Source organism: Aeromonas sp. 602200 (genome assembly GCF_049173895.1).
GTDB lineage: Bacteria > Pseudomonadota > Gammaproteobacteria > Enterobacterales > Aeromonadaceae > Aeromonas > Aeromonas veronii_A.
The window spans coordinates 13,647-33,057 of record NZ_JAAKSL010000012.1 but is presented as its reverse complement, the minus strand read 5'-3'; the positions used below and the strand labels follow the sequence as shown (position 1 = coordinate 33,057).

General features: G+C 53.2%; 14 protein-coding genes. 6 read left to right on the top strand and 8 right to left on the bottom strand.

Annotated features, from left to right (window positions below; all coding sequences use genetic code 11):
- Positions 1 to 70: 70 nt before the first annotated feature.
- On the bottom strand, positions 71 to 1,999 hold the full coding sequence (gene dnaK / locus G5221_RS14450) for a molecular chaperone DnaK (protein WP_005338034.1): 1,929 nt from the start codon (positions 1,997 to 1,999) through the stop codon (positions 71 to 73).
- Positions 2,000 to 2,297: 298 nt separating this feature from the next.
- Positions 2,298 to 2,873 (bottom strand): nucleotide exchange factor GrpE, encoded by a 576-nt coding sequence (gene grpE, locus G5221_RS14445; protein WP_005338036.1) that lies wholly within the window; start codon positions 2,871 to 2,873, stop codon positions 2,298 to 2,300.
- 291 nt (positions 2,874 to 3,164) lie between these two features.
- Between grpE and nadK the strand changes: the two genes are divergently transcribed.
- The 6 genes from nadK (at position 3,165) to G5221_RS14415 (ending at position 11,929) form a co-directional block, all read left to right on the top strand.
- Positions 3,165 to 4,049 (top strand): NAD(+) kinase, encoded by an 885-nt coding sequence (nadK, locus tag G5221_RS14440; RefSeq protein ID WP_005338038.1) that lies wholly within the window; start codon positions 3,165 to 3,167, stop codon positions 4,047 to 4,049.
- Positions 4,050 to 4,299: 250 nt separating this feature from the next.
- Positions 4,300 to 5,964, top strand: a complete 1,665-nt coding sequence (gene recN, locus G5221_RS14435) for a DNA repair protein RecN (protein WP_199416547.1) — start codon at positions 4,300 to 4,302, stop codon at positions 5,962 to 5,964.
- A gap of 328 nt (positions 5,965 to 6,292) precedes the next feature.
- Positions 6,293 to 7,183 (top strand): manganese-dependent inorganic pyrophosphatase, encoded by an 891-nt coding sequence (locus G5221_RS14430; RefSeq protein ID WP_040065992.1) that lies wholly within the window; start codon positions 6,293 to 6,295, stop codon positions 7,181 to 7,183.
- A 248-nt stretch (positions 7,184 to 7,431) separates the two neighbouring features.
- The gene (gene macA / locus G5221_RS14425; RefSeq protein ID WP_421263471.1) at positions 7,432 to 8,592 is read left to right on the top strand and encodes a macrolide transporter subunit MacA; all 1,161 of its coding nucleotides are present in this window, start codon (positions 7,432 to 7,434) and stop codon (positions 8,590 to 8,592) included.
- Entirely contained in the window at positions 8,589 to 10,562 is a 1,974-nt protein-coding gene (locus tag G5221_RS14420; RefSeq protein ID WP_421263470.1) for a MacB family efflux pump subunit, read from the top strand. The genes macA and G5221_RS14420 overlap by 4 nt, the downstream gene beginning before the upstream one ends.
- Positions 10,563 to 10,564: 2 nt before the next feature.
- Positions 10,565 to 11,929: an efflux transporter outer membrane subunit gene (locus tag G5221_RS14415; protein WP_421263469.1), complete on the top strand. Its 1,365-nt coding sequence runs from the start codon at positions 10,565 to 10,567 to the stop codon at positions 11,927 to 11,929.
- A gap of 569 nt (positions 11,930 to 12,498) precedes the next feature.
- On the opposite strand, the gene G5221_RS14410 is transcribed toward G5221_RS14415, so the two are convergent.
- The 6 genes from G5221_RS14410 to G5221_RS14385 all read right to left on the bottom strand — a co-directional run bounded on the left by G5221_RS14410 (position 12,499) and on the right by G5221_RS14385 (position 19,408).
- On the bottom strand, positions 12,499 to 12,909 hold the full coding sequence (locus G5221_RS14410) for an H-NS family nucleoid-associated regulatory protein (RefSeq protein WP_216954269.1): 411 nt from the start codon (positions 12,907 to 12,909) through the stop codon (positions 12,499 to 12,501).
- Between the two features lie 461 nt (positions 12,910 to 13,370).
- Positions 13,371 to 15,098 (bottom strand): Wzy polymerase domain-containing protein, encoded by a 1,728-nt coding sequence (locus tag G5221_RS14405; RefSeq protein ID WP_421263468.1) that lies wholly within the window; start codon positions 15,096 to 15,098, stop codon positions 13,371 to 13,373.
- Positions 15,099 to 15,115: 17 nt separating this feature from the next.
- Positions 15,116 to 16,396, bottom strand: coding sequence for a sugar transferase (locus G5221_RS14400; RefSeq protein ID WP_421263467.1), 1,281 nt, complete (start codon positions 16,394 to 16,396; stop codon positions 15,116 to 15,118).
- A gap of 18 nt (positions 16,397 to 16,414) precedes the next feature.
- Positions 16,415 to 17,548, bottom strand: coding sequence for a glycosyltransferase family 4 protein (locus tag G5221_RS14395; protein ID WP_421263466.1), 1,134 nt, complete (start codon positions 17,546 to 17,548; stop codon positions 16,415 to 16,417).
- On the bottom strand, positions 17,545 to 18,639 hold the full coding sequence (locus G5221_RS14390; protein WP_421263465.1) for a glycosyltransferase: 1,095 nt from the start codon (positions 18,637 to 18,639) through the stop codon (positions 17,545 to 17,547). Before G5221_RS14390 ends, G5221_RS14395 begins: the two co-directional genes overlap by 4 nt.
- A 1-nt stretch (position 18,640) precedes the next feature.
- Positions 18,641 to 19,408, bottom strand: coding sequence for a glycosyltransferase family A protein (locus tag G5221_RS14385; RefSeq protein WP_421263464.1), 768 nt, complete (start codon positions 19,406 to 19,408; stop codon positions 18,641 to 18,643).
- Positions 19,409 to 19,411 lie beyond the last annotated feature (3 nt).

Here is a 19,411-nt window from a genome sequence, read left to right as displayed (position 1 = left end):
GTTACCCAACGCCCGTGAATTCATTGACCAAGCCGATGGGCGAAGCGGACTCCGCCCATCTGGGTAGGGCTTACTTCTTGTCGTCTTTCACTTCTTCGAACTCGGCGTCGACTACATCGTCGTCAGCCTTGGCAGAAGAGGAGGACTGACCGGCATCAGCACCGGCTGCACCCTGGGCCTGAGCCTGCTGCTGGGCAATTTCCATCAGCTTCTGGGACGCTTCCAGCAGAGCCTGCTGTTTGGCTTCGATAGCAGCCTTGTCGTCACCCTTGATGGCCGCTTCCAGCTCGCTCAGAGCGGCTTCGATCTTGGTCTTGTCGTCGGCAGGCAGGGCTTCACCGGCTTCGGTGATCTGCTTGCGTACGGAGTGGACCAGACCATCAGCCTGGTTGCGAGCCTGTACCAGCTCTTCAAACTTCTTGTCCTCGGCCGCGTTGGCTTCGGCTTCGCGTACCATGCGCTCGATCTCGTCATCAGACAGACCAGAGGAGGCCTGGATGGTGATCTTCTGCTCTTTGTTGGTCTCTTTGTCTTTCGCAGAGACGTGCAGGATACCGTTGGCATCGATGTCGAAGGTAACTTCGATCTGCGGCAGACCACGCGGTGCCGGACGGATGCCTTCCAGGTTGAACTGGCCCAGAGACTTGTTGTCGCTGGCGCGCTTGCGCTCACCCTGCAGCACGTGAATGGTCACGGCAGACTGGTTGTCTTCGGCAGTGGAGAACACCTGGGACTTCTTGGTCGGGATAGTGGTGTTCTTCTCGATCAGCGCAGTCATCACACTGCCCATGGTTTCGATACCCAGAGAGAGCGGGGTGACGTCCAGCAGCAGTACGTCGGTCTTGTCACCGGACAGTACGGCGCCCTGGATGGCAGCACCCATAGCCACGGCTTCGTCCGGGTTAACGTCTTTACGCGGCTCTTTGCCAAAGAACTCGGCAACGGTCTTCTGAACCAGCGGCATACGGGTCTGACCACCAACCAGGATCACGTCGTCGATCTCGCCAACTGCCAGACCGGAGTCTTTCAGGGCGACACGAACCGGCTCCAGAGAGTCCTTCACCATGTCTTCTACCAGGGATTCCAGCTTGGCGCGGGTCACCTTGATGTTCATGTGCTTCGGACCGGTGGCATCTGCAGTGATGTACGGCAGGTTGACGTCGGTCTGCTGGGCAGAAGAGAGCTCGATCTTGGCTTTTTCGGCGGCATCTTTCAGACGCTGCAGAGCCAGCTGGTCGTTGCGCAGGTCGATGCCCTGCTCACGCTTGAACTCGTCTACCAGATAGTTGATGACGCGGTTGTCGAAGTCTTCACCACCCAGGTGGGTGTTACCGTTGGTCGCCAGTACTTCGAAGGTGGTTTCGCCTTCAACTTCGTCGATCTCGATGATGGAGATATCGAAAGTACCGCCACCCAGGTCATATACGGCAACCTTGCGCTCGCCCTTGACCTTGTTCACGCCGTAAGCGAATGCAGCAGCAGTCGGTTCGTTGATGATGCGTTTTACATCCAGACCGGCGATGCGACCGGCATCCTTGGTAGCCTGACGCTGGGCGTCGTTGAAGTAGGCCGGAACAGTGATAACGGCTTCGGTTACCGGCTCGCCCAGGTAGTCTTCAGCGGTCTTCTTCATCTTCTTCAGCACTTCGGCAGAGATCTGCGGCGGTGCCATTTTCTTGCCCTTCACTTCAACCCAGGCGTCACCGTTGTCAGCTTTGGCGATGGCGTACGGCATGATTTTCAGGTCACGCTGCACTTCTTCATCTTCAAAACGACGACCGATCAGACGCTTGATGGCGAACAGGGTGTTTTTCGGGTTGGTGATGGCCTGACGCTTGGCCGGCTGACCAACCAGGATCTCGCCATCATCGGCATAGGCAATGATGGACGGAGTAGTACGATCGCCTTCTGCGTTCTCGATCACGCGAGCAGTGTCGCCATCCAGAATAGCGACGCAGGAGTTGGTAGTACCCAGGTCAATACCGATGATTTTACCCATTTGACGAATCTCCAAATACTTTGAATAAACTGGCGAGGAACTCGCCTTAATGCGTTAACGGCTAGGTGGGGGCTGCCAATCTGGCTTTCAAGCTCCCGGCATCAAATTTTTTGTGCCGCCGCGGCCTTGCTACCTATATGGGGTCGCCGGACGCAGCTTCAAGTCCCAACCCTAAAAAACCACACCCTTTGTCATGGTTGCGCGGTCACGTTGAGCCGTAAAACCGGGCAAGATGAACAGGTGCTGCACTGCGAAACAAAAAGCCCGCCACAGGGCGGGCTCGGGCACCCACAGCCAATCAGTCGACCGCTTTGGCGATCATCACCATGGCCGGACGGATCACCCGACCGTTGAGGTCATAGCCTTTCTGCATCACTGCGATCACGGTGTTCGGCGCCACATCGGCACTCGGTACCATGCTCATCGCCTGATGGGCATTGGGGTCAAACGGCTGGTTGATCGGGTCGAGCGCCACCAGACCAAACTTGGCCACGCCGCTCTGCATGGATTTCAGGGTCAGCTCGACACCTTCGATCATCGGCTTGAGGGCTTCGTTCTCCTTGTCGGCCAGTTCGATGGCTCGCTCAAGGTTGTCCAGCACCGGCAGCAGTTCGTTGGCGAACTTCTCCAGAGCAAACTTGTGCGCCTTCTCCACATCCAGCTCGGTACGACGGCGCAGGTTCTCCATCTCGGCGGCGGTACGCAGGGCGCGTTCACGCTCTTCCGCTGCTTTTTGGATGGCGGTTTCAAGCTGCGCTTCCAGTTCGGCAATACGGGCCTGCTCGGCTGTCACTTCACTGTCTACATCGGTCGGCTCGACTGGCTGGGCTTCCACTTGCTCCATCGCTTCAACCTTTTGCTCTTCGTGGTTCATGACATCTCCAATTCCGGGGTTACTTATGAGGGCCCTGACGTCTGGTTGAGCGACCGGACGACAACAGACCGACTATGTTGGCGCTATTATGGGGATGCATCCCCGGCTTTCAAGGGGTAAAGGGCAATCAGGGTTGCTGAATAGCCGCAACCGTCGGTTTATCCGGGTTACCGCTCATCGTTTAACCAGTTGCCTCAAGGGGATAGCCACCCCCGTCACACGGGAAAGCGTCACAAGCGGAGCAAAGCACTGTATACTGGCCCGCAATACCCATCCCAGATCTGACTGACTATGGATTCTCCGTTCAAAACCATCGCCCTGATTGGCAAACCCCACCATGAGGGGGCCAACCAGACGCTGACCGGCCTGCATCAATACCTGACCGCCCGCGGCTTTCGGGTTCTGGTGGAGAGCCGGGTCGCCCAGACCCTGAGCATCCTCGATGAAAACGTGATGGATCTGGTGCAACTGGGCCAGCAGGCCGATCTCGCCATCGTGGTCGGCGGCGACGGCAACATGCTGGGGGCGGCGCGAGTGCTGTCGCGCTTCGATGTGGCGGTGATCGGGGTCAACCGGGGCAACCTCGGCTTTCTGACCGATCTCTCGCCACAAGATTACCTGCTGCCGCTGGAGCAGGTGCTCTCCGGTCACTACAAGAGCGAACACCGCTTCCTGCTGGAAGCCTCGGTCTATCGCCACGGCGAGCGCAAATCGAGCAATCTGGCGGTCAACGAGGCGGTACTGCACCCGGGCAAGATCGCCCACATGATCGAGTTCGAGGTCTATATCGATGGCAGCTTTATGTATAGCCAGCGCTCGGACGGCATCATAGTGGCCACCCCGACGGGCTCCACCGCCTACTCCCTGTCGGCAGGTGGCGCCATCCTCACCCCCAAGCTCAACGCCATCACGCTGGTGCCCATGTTCCCGCATACCCTCAGCAGTCGCCCCATCGTGCTCGATGCCGACAGCGAAGTACGGTTGCTGGTCTCACCGGACAATCAGGACGATGCCATGCAGGTCAGCTGTGACGGTCAGGTGACCCTGGCGGTCCACCCGGGAGACGAGATCCTCATCAAGAAGAGCCACCACCAACTTCATCTGGTTCACCCACTCGACTACAGCTACTTCCACGTGCTGCGCAACAAGCTCGGCTGGGGCAGCAAGCTGTTTTAATCGGCGCTGACCGACAACGGCATTGCCAGAGAGGGCGCCTGAATTGGCGCCCTTCTCTTTTCTGTCGTGGCAACATCCCCTGCACTCTCATATCCGTACCGCGTGCCAATAGTCAGTACCGCATTCTCATAACCATACCGCACTGGCGCACCTTTCCTGTACTAAAAATGACGGTGCCCTCTTTACTGTATATAATACCAGTATATACTGGATGCATACACAGTAATGTTGACCCATACAGGATAAGACCATGCTGACCCAGCTGACCGTCAACAACTTCGCCATCGTCAAGTTTCTCGAACTCGATCTGCAACCGGGCATGACCTGCATCACAGGGGAGACCGGTGCCGGTAAATCCATCGCCATCGACGCTCTCGGTCTCTGCCTCGGAGAGCGGGCAGAAGCCGGCATGGTGCGACCCGATAGCGACAAAAGCGAGGTCAGCGCCCGCTTCCTGCTCGACAACAACCCGGCCGCCCGCGCCTGGCTAGCCACCAACGAGCTGGAAAACGAAGGTGAGTGTATCGTCCGGCGAGTCATCTCCGCCGAGGGTCGCTCCCGCAGCTATATCAACGGCGTGCCCGTCCCCCTCACCCAACTCAAGAATCTGGGCCAGCTGCTGGTCAACGTACACGGTCAGCATGCCCACCAGATGCTGCTCAAACCCGACTACCAGCTCGCCCTGCTCGACGGTTATGCCGGTCACCATCTGCTGCTCGACGAGGTGCGCCAGCACTATCAACAGTGGCGCCAACTACAAAACGAACTGAACCGGCTCAAAGCTGAGCAGCAGCAGCGGGAGGCCCGTCGCCAACTGATCGAGTATCAGGTGCAGGAGCTGGACGAATTTGCCCTGCAACCGGGGGAGTTCGAAGAGATAGAAGAAGAGCACCAGCGTCTCGCCAACGGCACCGAGCTGATGCAGGAGTGCGGGGCTTGCCTCGATCTGCTCTATGACAACGAAGAGACCACTATCGCAGGGCTGCTGCAATCGGCCGTCGATCGGGCCGAGGGGCTGGTCAGCATGGACAGCCGCCTCAACCCGGTACTGGAGATGCTGAATGAAGCCCTGATCGGGGTGCAGGAGAGCCACAGCGAACTACGTAGCTACCTCGATCGGCTGGAGCTGGATCCCGAACGTTTTAACGAGCTGGAGGCCCGCCTCTCCAAAGCAATCAATCTGGCCCGCAAGCACCACGTCAAACCGGCAGATCTGGCTCAGTACCATCAGGAGTTGGCCTCTGATCTCGCTCGCCTCAACTCTGACGAAGAGCGGTTAGAGGGGATGGAAGATGAGCTGGCCGAAGCCCGTCAGGCTTTTGTCCAGGCCGCCGAGGCCCTGAGTCAGAGCCGTCAGCGTTACGCCCAGGAGCTGGGCGCCAAGGTAACCAGCAGCATGCACGAACTGGCGATGCCCGATGGCCGTTTTGCCATCGAGGTGCGCCCCGATGCCCAGAGCAGCCTCTCTCCGCTGGGTATAGATCGGGTGGAATTTATGGTCACCACCAACCCGGGCCAACCGATCCAGCCGCTTGGCAAGGTGGCATCCGGCGGTGAGCTGTCCCGTATCAGCCTCGCCATCGTGGTGATCAGCGCCCGCAAGATCTCCACTCCGACCCTGATTTTCGATGAGGTGGATGTGGGGATCAGCGGCCCGACGGCCGCCGTGGTAGGTCGCCTGCTGCGCCAGCTCGGGGAGTCCACTCAGGTGATGGTGGTCACTCACTTGCCTCAGGTGGCAGGCAACGGCCACCAGCATATGGTGGTGAGCAAGCATACCGATGGCAAAACCACCGAAACCCGGATGGATGCGCTCGACCAGAATGCCCGTCTCAATGAGCTGGCACGCCTGCTCGGTGGCGACCAGATCACTGACAACACCCTGGCCAATGCTCGCGAGCTGCTGCGCCGTTGAATCAGGCCAAAACGCCGATTTGCAGCGATGGCGACTGACAGGGCTGACCGAACATGCTGACTTCGCAGGCACAGGCGAGCGCCATAGCCTGCACAGTCAGCAATAGCCAATAGCCAATAGCCAATAGCCAATAGCCAATAGCCAATAGCCAATAGCCAATAGCCAACTGTGAGAACCGAACACGCGTCAGGATTACCGACCCAGATCAATAAAATGGCGAGTTAGGCGAAGCTGGCAGCAACATGGGAGTGGATCCGGTTGCCTTCATGTGGCGGATTTCGCATAGTGTTGCCCCCCTTTATGGGTATCCAATTGTGAGGCTTTGTCTATGATCCACGTTTTTGGTCACAAGAATCCTGATAGCGACAGTATCTGCAGTGCGCTGGTTATCACCGATTGGCTCAATGGCCAGGGCCGTCAGGCCACCCCATGGCGTCTGGGTGACCTGCGCACCGAAACCCGTTTTATTCTGGAGCAGGCAGGCGTCAGCGAACCCGAGTTGCTGACCAAAGATCTGACCGGTGAAGATGTCTGGCTGGTGGATTTCAGTGATCTGGAACAGGGTCCTGCCACACTGGCACAAGCCAATGTACTGGGTCTGGTGGATCACCACCGTCTCGGTACCCTGGTCACCCAGTCTCCGCTGGATGCCTGGATCCGTGCCGTCGGCTGCACCTGCACCATCGCCTTCGATCTGCTGAGCCAGCAAGGCACTGTGACCCGCAGCCAGGCTCGCCTGATGCTGGGCGCCATCATGAGCGACACCCTCTGTCTCACCTCGCCGACCACCACCGAGCAGGACAAGATCGCTTGTGAGCGTCTGGCACCGCTGGCCGAAGTATCGCTGGCCGAATTCGGCCAACAGCTGCTGATGGCCAAAACCGACCTGAGCGGCCTGACTCCAGCTCAACTGCTGCAGCAGGATGAGAAGGCATTCCAAGCCGAAGGGTTGAACTTCATCATGAGCCAGATCGAAGTGGGCAGCGAACAGCAACTGGCCGAGCACCTGCCAGCCCTGCAGCAGGAGATGGCCCAGCGCGTGGCGAGCGAAGGGCTCGACTTCTTCGTGTTGATGGTGACTGACCTGACTGCGGCTGCCAGCCGTATCTACTTTACCGAGCACGCCAAAGTACCGGCAGAGTCCAGCTACCACCCGGGCTTTGTCAGCCGCAAGAAGCAGGGTCTGCCCTGGGTGATGGATCTGCTGGCCAAGGCCTGATCTTCCCTCGCCATCACCTATTCCAAAGCCCTGCCTCTGCGCAGGGCTTTTTCATCGCCACCGCCAGCCGCACTCCCCCCTCTTGCTGACCATCTTGCTCACCACTGCGGTCTCTCGCTTACTCCTTTCACGGCTTATTGACAGTTAACGCCATAACTTTGCTTACATATTTGCGGCTGTTATTTATCAGGGCTTTGCTGCAGGATAATCGCCGCGCACAACCTTTTCCGTTTCCATTCAGGTGATCGATGAACATAACCCCCAAGCAGAGAACCCTGGCCATCACCATGCTGATCGCCGTGGTGCTCCTCGGCTGGCTGCTCTGGCCCAGTCAACCACCCAAGGCGATGCTGACCGCTCAGGTGACCCGCGAGGATATTGCCCAAACTGTACTGGCCAGTGGTGTGCTGCAGGCCGTGGAGCAGGTGGATGTGGGGGCCCAGGTCTCCGGTCAAGTCACCAAGCTGGCCGTCGAGGCAGGTGATCAGGTCAAGCAGGGAGACCTGCTGGCAGAGATCGATCCCTTGATTGCCCAGAACAACCTCAAGACGGCCGAGGCGGAGCTTGCCAGCAACCGCGCCCAGCTCAAGATCAAGCAGGCTCAACTCAAACAGAACGAGCTCGCCTGGCGGCGCCAGCAGCAGATGTTCAAGCAGGAGGCGAGCTCACGGGCCGATCTGGAGAGTGCCGAGGCCCTGTTGGCGGTCACCCGAGCCGAACTGCAAAACAGCCAGGCCAATATCGACAACGCCCTGATCAAAGTTGATCGGGCCAAGACCGAACTGGGCTACACCAAGATCCTGGCACCGATGGATGGCACCGTCATCAGCATTGTGACCCGTCAGGGCCAGACCCTGGCTGCCAGCCAGACGGTGCCGACCGTGCTCAAGCTGGCCAACCTCGAGACCATGACGGTCAAGGCGCAGATCTCCGAAGCTGATGTCACCAAGGTCAAAGCCGGCATGCCGGTCTACTTCACCCTGATCGGCGATCCGGATACCCGCTATCAGGGTACGCTTCGCGCCGTGGAGTTAGCGCCCACCAACATCAACGATCAGGCTACCACCGGCACCACCAGCAATGCGGCCGTTTACTACTACGCCCTGTTCGATGTGCCCAATCCCGACCATACCCTGCGGGTCGCAATGACCACCCAGGTGACCATAGTGCTCGGCGAGCGCAAGCAGGTGCTCACTGTGCCGCAAACCGCCCTCGGCAAGTCGTTGGGTGACAACGAGTATGAAGTCACCGTGATCAAGGAAGATGAGACGACCGAAACCCGTCATATCAAGACCGGTATGAAGGATGAGATCCGCATTGAGGTGATCAGCGGGCTGAGCGAGAAGGAGGAGGTGCAGCTCAATCACGGAGCCCCCGCCGACAATGATGAGATGGCGGTGATGCTATGAGTGAGCCCCTGAACCAGCTGCCGTGGATCCAGCTGAAAGGGGTCGAGCGACGCTACCAGAGCGGCGACAGCGAAGTCACCGTGCTCCACCCTCTTGATCTCACCATCACGGCAGGAGAGATGATCGCCATTGTCGGCGCGTCCGGCTCCGGCAAGTCGACCCTGATGAACCTGCTGGGTTGTCTCGATAGCCCGAGCAGCGGCCAGTATCTGTTTCGCGGTCAGGACACCGCGACCATGGATGCGCTGGCGCTGGCCCGGCTGCGCTGCCACCACTTCGGCTTTATCTTTCAGCGTTACCACCTGCTGCCTCATCTCGATGCCGCCGCCAACGTGGAGATCCCCGCCGTCTATGCCGGCACCAGTCGCCCGGATCGCCAGGCGCGCGCGCGTCAGCTGCTGGGCAGACTGGGTCTGGCCGATCGCAGCCACCATACCCCTGGCCAACTCTCCGGCGGTCAGCAGCAGCGGGTCAGTATCGCCCGGGCGCTGGCCAATGGCGGCGAAGTGATCCTCGCCGATGAACCGACCGGCGCACTGGATAGCCAGAGCGGCAAGGAGGTGATGGCGATCCTCAAGGAGCTGCACGCTCAGGGCCATACCATCATTCTGGTCACCCACGATATGAACGTGGCCAGCCATGCCGACCGGATCATCACTCTCAAGGATGGTCGGATTGAACAAGATAGCGGCCCCTGCCAAACGGCCGTGTTGGCTCCAGCCACCGCTGTAGCCCCTCAAAAAATAGAGCCCACTACAGGCGCCAAGGGCCACGACTGGGATCGTTATCGGGAAGCGGGACGGATGGCGATCCATGCCATGCTCGCCCACCGGATGCGCACCTTCCTCACCATGCTCGGCATCATCATCGGTATCGCCGCCGTGGTGAGCGTGGTCGCTCTTGGTCAGGGGGCGCGCGCCAAGGTGATCGACCAGATCAATGCGATGGGCACCAACACCATCGAAATCTTCCCGGGTAAAGGATGGGGCGATGAGAAGATGGCCAGCATCCAGACCCTCAACAAGGGGGATCTCGATGCCCTGTTGGGGCAACCCTATCTTGCGGGCGCCAGCCCCGAGATCGGCAGCTCCGGCCAGTTGCGCTACCGCAACAAGACCAACAGCGGCAACGTGACCGGGGTCGGTAACGATTATTTCAAGGTGAAAGGGATGACGCTGGTCAGTGGTCGCTTACTGGAGTGGCAAGATATCCAGCAGCGTGCCGCCGTCGCCGTGGTGGACAAAAAGAGTATTACCAGCCTGCTTGGCAAGGAGGATCCTGTAGGCAAGGTAGTACTGGTCGGCACCTTGCCGGTGCGGATTGTCGGGGTGGTTTCGCAGGAGACCGGCTTTGGCCCCACCAGCCAGTCAGTCAATATCTGGCTGCCCTACAGCGCGGTGATGAGTCGCCTCATCTCGCAGCACCACTTCAGCCAGATCACCATCCGGGTCAAAGACGGGGTACAACCGGCACTGGCCGAGCAGGCGGTGATCGAGTTGATCACCAAGCGTCACGGGGTGAAGGATTTCTTCACCTTCAGTAGCGACAGCATCATCAAATCGGTGGAGAAAACCACCGCCACCATGACCCTGATGGTCTCGGCCATCGCGGTGATCTCGCTGATCGTCGGCGGGGTGGGCGTGATGAACATCATGCTGGTGTCAGTGGTCGAGCGCACCCGCGAGATCGGCATTCGCATGGCCGTGGGCGCCCGCCAGTCGGATATTTTGCAGCAATTCCTGATTGAAGCCGTGATGGTGAGCCTGCTGGGGGGTATCTTCGGCGTCGGCCTCTCGCTAGGCATTGGTGCGCTCTTTGCACTGCTGGTGGACTCCATCAAGATGCAGTTCTCGCTCTTCTCCATCCTGATGGCCTTTGGCTGCTCGTCACTCATCGGGATCCTGTTTGGTTACCTGCCGGCACGCAATGCGGCGCGGCTCGACCCTGTTGTCGCACTGGCGAGGGAATAACAATGCACAAACTCTCCTGGCTGGCTCTCTCTATGGCCCTCAGCGGCTGTAGTCAGCACAGCACCTATCAAAGACCCGAGCTGGCGATCGCCCCTGCATGGCAACAGGCAGAGGGCGCCCAACTGGCTGCGCAGGCTGGCCTCTGGTGGCGGGAATTTCATGATCCCCAACTCGACAAACTGGTCGAGGCGGTTCTAGCCGCCAACCCGGACATGCATGTGGCGGCCCTCAAGCTCAAAAGCGCCAGACTGGGCGCCGAGCAGGCCGATACCAACCTCACCCCCTCGGTCAATGGCACTATCGCAGCCAGTGGCAACAAGGATCTGAAAACCGGCAAAGGCACCAACAGTCTGGGCCCCTCGCTGAGCCTCAGTTACGAAGTGGATTTGTGGGGCAAGCTTGCCTCGGTGCGAGATCAGGCAAGCTGGGAGGCGGCGGCAAGCGAGCAGGATCTCGCCAGCACCCGACTCCTGCTGATTGGCAATACTCTGGAGCAGTATTGGCAACTCGGCTATCTCGGCTCTGCCATCGCACTCGGAGAACAGCAGCTGGCCAACCTGACGCGAACCGAGCAGCTGACCCAAACCAAATACCAGGCAGGCGCCATCACCCGACTCGATCTGGCGCAGGCACGCCAGCAACTGGCAGGCAAGCAGGCTGAGCTGGCCTCCCTCAAGGCGCAGCAGGAACAGGCTCGCAATGCCCTGCGTCTGTTGCTGGGCCGCAGCAGCGGGCCGCTGGAGTATGCACCCGCTTCCCTTGCAAAGCAGGCCATTCCTGAACTTGCGGTGGGTATTCCGGCCGATGTGCTGGCCCGCCGCCCCGATGTCAAAGCGGCCGAATTGAGGCTGCGCAAGACGCTGGCTAAAGGGGATGAGATCCGCACTAGCTTCTACCCCAGCCTGACCCTGACCGGCAGCGCCAGCACCGCATCCGATAGATTGGCGCAAGTGCTGCAAAATCCGGTCGGTACGCTGGGAGCCAGCCTTGCCCTCCCCTTCCTTGAATACAACCGCACCCAGCTCGCCATTGAAAGCTCGGAGCTGGATTACCAGATCGCCGAAACCGAGTTTCGCAAGCAGCTCTACACTGCACTGGTGGAAGTGGAAGACAATCTGGCCGCCCGCCACTATGGCCAGCAGCGACTCGATTATCTGCAGGAGCAGCTGAGTTATGCCCGGGAGGCCGAACGACTGGCCAAGGCTCGCTTCCAGGCGGGTGCGACCGGCGTGCAAGCTTGGCTTGATGAGCAGAACCGACTGTGGGATGCCCAGCAGAGCCTGCTGGCACAGCAAAAAGAGCAGCTCACCACCACAGCCAAAATCTATCGCGCCCTGGGTGGCAGCGATAGCGTGACGCCCCGATAGCGCTTCACCTGGCTATCCCCCACTCTGCCTACAGAGTGGGGAATATCATCGCCATAGACCATACAGAATTTCCTCTCCCACACTGCAGCCGAACTTCATTGCCCATTATCAGGGGCAGTCATGGCAGCGCAGCCAATTACATGCATCGGCGACCCTGAATATACCGGCCATACCTTGCGGCTCTCTCTATACCTAACGCCCCCTGACCGGAGATAACGATTACCGGATATTCCATCAGCAGAGAGCTCTACTCTTGCCGAACGACGCACCGTGAATCGTGAATCGTGAATCGTGAATCGTGAATCGTGAATCGTGAGAAACATATCCGAAGCTCGTATCAGCACAACGCATACAAATAGCGATATCGCGTTGGTGAGCCACAGGACAAAATTAATCGTAAACAACGAATGATATTGAGTAAAGGAACTGCGGGTAAGGCGAGAGAGAAAGGATACAAACGAGGAATGCAGATAACAATGAGGTGGAAATACTGGTTGGATAACCACGAGTAAAACGGCAAAAATAATGCCGCCCGAGGGCGGCATTATTCAATCTCTGAACCTGACGAATTAGATCAGGAAATCGTTCAGGTCTTTACCCAATGCGACTTGAGCAGCAATGGCTTTCGGCATACGGCCTTGACCGGTCCAGGTTTTTTCCTGGCCATCTTCTTCGTACTTGTATTTAGCCGGACGCGGAGCTCGCTTGCTCTTGGCAGCGCCAGTTGCAGCAGCCGGAGCAGCGGCAGTCGCCAGTAGCTCACGAGGATCAATACCAGCCTGCTGCAGCATTTCGGTGAATTCATTCAGCTTGCGCTGACGCTCTTCCTGTTCAGCACGCTCCTGTTCAACAGAATCGGCGCGCTCTTGGTAAACCAGGTCAAACTTCTCTTTAGCTTCCAGCAGTTGCTCAAACGGCAGCTCACGAACAGCCGCACGCAGACTGCGAATGTTCAGCAGAACTTTCAGAAACTCGTTCATTATTTCCTCACAAAAAGTCGGTCACAGGGATTACCGTGTCAGAATAGCATGGACAATTGATAACAACATACCGTTTTCTGTATTTACACTCCTTTTTTTTATTTTTCACTCACCATACTCTCTTGACGCGAAGCGTGATAACAAATCAATGCTCAGTTGTGATTGCTATACAATCTGACAGATGATGATCTCAGATATTACAGGGCTCATTAATATCCCACTACATGCAGTCAGAAGATTCTCTTTATAGTGACACCCGATATGCCCTCCCCCCCGCCCAGTTACCCATCAAGCAAGGTGAAATAAAAAAGCCACAAAGCAATTCCTCAGCAACGACGACTTAAAAGGCCATAATTTTTATCCATAAAAATCATGAACTTACAACATCAACCCATATATCTAAAGACAAATAAACAATCTGTTTTTTAACATAACCGATCTTACCCGGTTGTTAAATTACGCTAATTTGCGCGAGCATTACTTTGTGCCGATTGATCAACACCACTGATCACCGGTATAGCTACAGAGCCACTCAGCAGAGGTTCCGCAGGATAGAGTCTGAGCGCTTCCAGACGCATCGCATCGGCTGCCTCTTTGCGACCCAGAGCGTTAAGTGCTGTCACCATATTGGCGTATATATTAGCTCGTGGTGTATGAAGTACGAAGTCCTGCCCCCACTCCAGATAAGCTTCCAGTTCATCCTTGTTGTTTGTCTGCAAACCGACCATCAGACGAACCGAGTTCACATCAAATTCAACTCGTGTCAGCCATGCCATAGGATTGATAATCTCCAGCAAGAGCGTCGGCTCCTTATAACCTCCCCGCTCGTATTTGGTGACGACCCAGGCAGTATGAAGGGCTGTCAGCATAAATGGGACAATCAATAGAGGGATAGCTATTGCCATAAATCGGAGCAACAACCAGGGTCGATACTCAATGTCCAACCACGATGGGCTACCGCAACTCACGAAACGGGTTTCTTCAATCTCGGTGTCAACGACATAGATCAGCGTCAGCAACAACCACCACAACACGATTGCATGGTAAAGGGGATATTCCGTCTGAGTATGGAGCAATATCGGTGTCACCAGGGCAAGCAGTGCCATGGCATTTACCCAACGCACCTTCGTCAGGCGCCACAATAATGCGCCCCCCATAATCACCATACCAACCATGGGAGCCACCCCTCCCTCAACAGCCCAATAAAGGAATTCGTTGTGGGGATGGTCAAGATTGTACTCAATCTGCACCATAGATGGATTCAGCGCCTTATCAGCCATGTAGTGATGGAGAAAAACAGATTCAAAACTGCCGTATCCCCAACCACTCCATGGTGCTTCGGCAATCAGCTTGGCTGCATAAGGCCAATAAATAGATCGCATACCACCAGATTGATAAATCTCCAACCCGCGCTTTGCTCCTGCCATCCAGTACTGTGATAGCAGGCCAAGGGCCACCGCAAAAATAACCAGCGCCAACATACGCCATAGCACTCGATGGCGATGGAGTTGCGGTATCAATAAAAACAGAGCTAGCAGACCGCCAAGTTGACCCACTCGGGATTGCAAAACAACCAGCAACAGTGTTGCTGATAGAATGACGCCATAGCGCAGAGCCATCAGAAAACGACCACCCTCTCGGCGTAATTCCAGCCAAATAGCAAGGGCAAGACCAGTTGCCATAAAGGTTGCCATCACGTTTGGCTGTTGAAAGATCCCGTAAGGACGATTGGTTTTAGTGTCGTAGCCAATCCAGTTACCGGGTGTCAACAGATAGAACTGTATCAGACCGAGCAAAGCCTCCATCGCGATCGCTATCAGGACGATATAGAGCAAGCGATCACGCTGCAACCGATTGAAGCGCCATTGATAGAGCCCGAATAAAAACAGCAGACCAGCAAAAAGCCCCAATAATCTTGGAATGGCATAATCCCTGAGTGCAAAACCTGGATAGAACATCGGCAGCAGTAGCAAGAGTGCCCCTATCCATAAGCCCGCTTGTAATGGAGAAAAGAGCAGACGCTGGCGTAACGTCACTTGCCACAATCCTAATCCAATAGCCAGCGAGGCAAACACCCATCCCCATGCGTTAAAGGGTAGATATAGCCCTGCTCCTCCCGGGTTGTGCATAAAAAAATGCACTCCAAGTAACCAGTATAATGAAGATAAAATCCAATACAAGTTGCTCATATATTATTTCCGTATACTCAACGAGCCCCAAACCCTGTCAGCATTGTTTTAATAGTTTTGATTACTATTAATAGATCAAGCCAAAGCGAAAAGTTTCTAATATAATAAAAATCATATTCTAATTTTATACGAGTACTATCTGTATCAGCTGAGTAGCCATGCATCACCTGAGCCCATCCACTTATACCAGGACGAACCATATGACGATACATATAGAATGGTAATTCAGACTCAAACCTCTCCACAAAAAAACGCTGTTCAGGTCGTGGACCAATCAAGCTCATATCCCCTTTAAGAACATTAAAGAATTGCGGGAGCTCATCAATTCTATATTTACGAATAAAATGACCAACACGAGTAATCCGTTTGTCAACTTCCTGAGCAAAATATGCATTGTCTAATGATGAACTGTCATGCATACTACGGAATTTATATATTACAAAATCTTTATTACCCAGCCCAACTCTCTTTTGCTTAAAGAAAGCAGGGCCAGGGCTTTCCAGTTTTATTAATATTGCTGTTATCAATAACACCGGCATAAAAAAGGGGAGTGCAATTATAACAACCAAAAGATCAGCTAGTCTTTTTAAAAAGAAATAAAACAACGAGGGAATAGCGGAACCCAAATCATTTTCATATAATTGCTCAACACTGACTCGGCCTGTTAATGATGCATATATAGTTTTGCTGTGATAGATTGGTATCCCTAACAAAACGAAATCAGTTAATAACTTTTGCCATTCACTCGTCAAATCAGATGAGTGAAAATCAGCAACTACGGCACTACCACAAAACAGAGAAAAATCAGGTTTGTGAAGAATATTCCATTCAACAGCAGTCAAGGCACACAGTTTCTGATAATTACCAACCGGGATGATAGAATACTTAACCTTGCCAGATCGTGCCCCTAAATAATAAATAAGCCAGCAAGACACTAAAGCCAGTATATACGAGCTTATAATTACTGGCCTACTATACTCAAGACGAAACAGCAGCAACACACCGAACAATATTCCATACACCGCGGTTACTGTTGGAATCATATAAGATAAAGCATTAACTCCAGGATAGCAAAGCACTCGACTCAGGAAAAAACCAGCAGTAATACATGTTATAAAGATGCCTAAAAGTGAATTTATCTTTACATCATCAAGGGTATTCCAAAAATCCCCTCCCCAAAACAAAAATGCAGGTAGTAATGTTGATATCAAGGATGTAAAAAAGAACGTTATAGTATAATTAAACCGTACAAGGTCATACCAACGACCACCATATGGATAATAGCTATTATTTATCATGAAAAACTCATTTAGTTATCAACCAAAGGGGTGAGCGCCATCGATATGCTGAGCCAATATATCAAAATATATGCCAATGATTTTTTTTTCATCGAATCTGGCACTGACTAATTGCCTCCCAGCATTACCCATCAAGGTTCTTTGAGCTGTAGTCATTCGTATGAATGTCATCATCGCATCAGCCAATGATGAAACATTTCTAGCTTGACAGAGTAACCCGGTTTTCTCATGTAGCAGTACATCTCTACATCCAGGAACATCGGTAACAATAATTGGCTTTGCCATTGCAGCAGCTTCGATCATAGTTCTTGGCAATCCTTCGCGATAAGAAGGTAACACAATACAATCACTTTCCATTATGAAAGGCCTAACATCATGTGTAGTACCGAGATATTCCAGCACACCGTCATTGATCCATTCATGCAACTGTGCATATCCGATCGCTCGTGGGTTATCAGCCTGAACATCGCCTAACAATTTAAACTTTATGTTTGGATGACTAATGTGAATCTGCTTTGCGGCTGCTACATATTCTCCAATCCCCTTATCCCATAACAACCGCGCAATGAGCAAAAAACTAACCGAGTCATCTTCAGCAAATTTCTCTGAAGGATAAAAAACACTCAAATCAACGCCCTCGCCAGGCAGTAACAGAGTCTTTTTTTCATCTACCAACTGTCTTGATACAAATTCAAGGCGATCATCTTCATTTAAGAAAATGACTAGCTTAGGATATTTAAAAGTGAATTTATAAAGCAATCTTACTACTTTAGGCACCCAACCATCATTCATAAAAGCATATCCTAACCCAGTAGTTATAGCCAAGGCAGGTGTGCGACAAAGATGTGCAGCAAAAGAACCATATATATTTGGTTTTACCGTATAATGGATAATTAAATCCGCATTAATTCTCCTATATATTCTTACGAAATCAAATATTAATTTCAGCTCAACAATTGGGTTGACTCCTTTAGGGGATAGTGCCAACGGTATAAATGAACACCCCAAATCACAGAGCGAAAAAACTGTATTATCAGGTGGAGCAACAATGGTTATGCGATATCCATGTTGTATAAGTGCAGATAATAATCCGCGGCGAAAATTCCACATTGACCACGCGGTATTGCTCACCATACAAAGATGTTTGCTCATGTGTAGTCCTGGTACAAATTTAACCAACGCAGACAGATCGTCTCTATTGAATAATGGTTAATAACCCGAGTCCGAGCCTCCTTGGTCATCACCTCTCTCTCAAGCGGCGAGAGCATCATAGCCTGCTCAATCGCGGTAAATAGCTGCTGACTATTTTTAGAGGGGACAAGCAATCCAGCAGAGCCAACCACTTCCCTCACTCCACCACAATCGGTGGCAACCACTACCCGCTCAGTAGCCATAGCTTCAGCCACAACTAAACCAAACCCCTCCCAAGCGGATGACAACACAAAGATATCTGCTGCACTCATCCAATCTTCAACATCATAGCGCAGCCCCAAGAAATGAACTCGCTCGCTAATCCCTTGTGCGCTAGCTATTGTGGTTAAGTATTCTTTTTGCTCACCCTCACCTATAATGACTAACTTAATATTATTGAATCTCGAAGATAACATCGCAAATGCAACAAGCAAATTTGTATAGTCCTTGGCAGCGGTCAGTCTACCTACCGAAATTAACAATATGTTATTGTCATCAATCCCAAGCTGAGAGCGTAATTTATTTCTGACTGTGGCATTAAAATAAAAACGCTCCGTATCAATACCGTTATACATGACTTTCATTCGCCCGGCAGATACCGCACCTTGTTTAATAAAAGCCTCAACTGCCTCTTGGCTTACATTTGTGTTAAGATCACATAACCTTTCGGTAAATCGGTATGCCAATATCCGCCACCCCCCCCCCTCATTAACACTATGCGCAGAGCAGATAAGCTTCGGAAATGACACAAATAATCGTAACAACCGAGCAAAAATATTTGCATGCACCATATGGCTATGCACCACATCCGGTTTATATTGATTAAGTAACCTGATCGCCTGCCAGTATGCTTTGAAAATACTAAATGGAGTTTTCCTCATCTGCAATAAAACGATGTCTGCTGCAGTCGAATGTGGGCGATTGCTAATTTCACCGGTCATCGAGATAATTAATATATGGTGGCCCAACCTAATAAATTGATCTGCCAAATCGCACACTTGTCGTTCAGCCCCCCCCATACCAAGGCCTGTGATTACCATCGCAATTTTCATGCTATTTCTTCAACCAACAGTAAAGAATGCACTGGAGACTTCTGACACATGCTTTGACCTTGCCGAACAATCGAGTATCTCGGATCACCTGGTCTCGATAAAACAAACCAAAACCACATGGATTACTTCTTAGATTTTTTTTAAAATTTGAGGTGTAGCCATCAGGAAGATATTCACACAAGTATATTACTTGGTCTACATAAAAAACTATCTTACCTATATCGGCAATTTTATTCCATATATATAACTCTGGTACAAACTTTTCGCCCGGGAACTGAGGAAAAGGAAACTCACGCATAACATTAGTGCGAAAAACATAAGCCAGGTCACCTTTTAATATATGCCCTGCCATGATGGGCTGCATTATCATTGACTTGCTCCATGCGGTGTCGGAGATACCAATTATATGACCAGATAATGTTGCTTTTCTAAAACACATCCCAACAAATTCCGAGCCAATATGATTCATAACATCATATAGCTTGGCAACAGCATCACCAGTTAATAAGTCATCACTATCCACAATGATAATCCAATCACCGGTCGCATGAACCACACCTTCATTTATAGCGCGATGCTTCCCTCCATTTTCTTTATAAAAATAATTGATTGAAAAGTCAGATTTAACTCTATAATCAAAAATAAGCTCGGCGGTACCATCAGTGCTACCGTCATCGATTACAAGCCATTCAAAGTCCCGCCTTGTCTGCTGACACAAACTGTCATACAACCTTGGTAAAACATATGCTCTGTTATAAGTTGGCGTCATTAT

What these genes read in the sequence shown, in the direction of transcription:
- G5221_RS14385 (WP_421263464.1), bottom strand. Translation starts at nt 19,408, where the DNA reads ATGACGCCAACTTATAACAGAGCATATGTTTTACCAAGGTTGTATGAC.
- G5221_RS14400 (WP_421263467.1), bottom strand. Translation starts at nt 16,396, where the DNA reads ATGATAAATAATAGCTATTATCCATATGGTGGTCGTTGGTATGACCTT.
- G5221_RS14390 (WP_421263465.1), bottom strand. Translation starts at nt 18,639, where the DNA reads ATGAAAATTGCGATGGTAATCACAGGCCTTGGTATGGGGGGGGCTGAA.
- G5221_RS14410 (WP_216954269.1), bottom strand. Translation starts at nt 12,909, where the DNA reads ATGAACGAGTTTCTGAAAGTTCTGCTGAACATTCGCAGTCTGCGTGCG.
- G5221_RS14405 (WP_421263468.1), bottom strand. Translation starts at nt 15,098, where the DNA reads ATGAGCAACTTGTATTGGATTTTATCTTCATTATACTGGTTACTTGGA.
- dnaK (WP_005338034.1), bottom strand. Translation starts at nt 1,999, where the DNA reads ATGGGTAAAATCATCGGTATTGACCTGGGTACTACCAACTCCTGCGTC.
- G5221_RS14395 (WP_421263466.1), bottom strand. Translation starts at nt 17,548, where the DNA reads ATGAGCAAACATCTTTGTATGGTGAGCAATACCGCGTGGTCAATGTGG.
- G5221_RS14415 (WP_421263469.1), top strand. Translation starts at nt 10,565, where the DNA reads ATGCACAAACTCTCCTGGCTGGCTCTCTCTATGGCCCTCAGCGGCTGT.
- grpE (WP_005338036.1), bottom strand. Translation starts at nt 2,873, where the DNA reads ATGAACCACGAAGAGCAAAAGGTTGAAGCGATGGAGCAAGTGGAAGCC.
- nadK (WP_005338038.1), top strand. Translation starts at nt 3,165, where the DNA reads ATGGATTCTCCGTTCAAAACCATCGCCCTGATTGGCAAACCCCACCAT.
- macA (WP_421263471.1), top strand. Translation starts at nt 7,432, where the DNA reads ATGAACATAACCCCCAAGCAGAGAACCCTGGCCATCACCATGCTGATC.
- G5221_RS14430 (WP_040065992.1), top strand. Translation starts at nt 6,293, where the DNA reads ATGATCCACGTTTTTGGTCACAAGAATCCTGATAGCGACAGTATCTGC.
- recN (WP_199416547.1), top strand. Translation starts at nt 4,300, where the DNA reads ATGCTGACCCAGCTGACCGTCAACAACTTCGCCATCGTCAAGTTTCTC.
- G5221_RS14420 (WP_421263470.1), top strand. Translation starts at nt 8,589, where the DNA reads ATGAGTGAGCCCCTGAACCAGCTGCCGTGGATCCAGCTGAAAGGGGTC.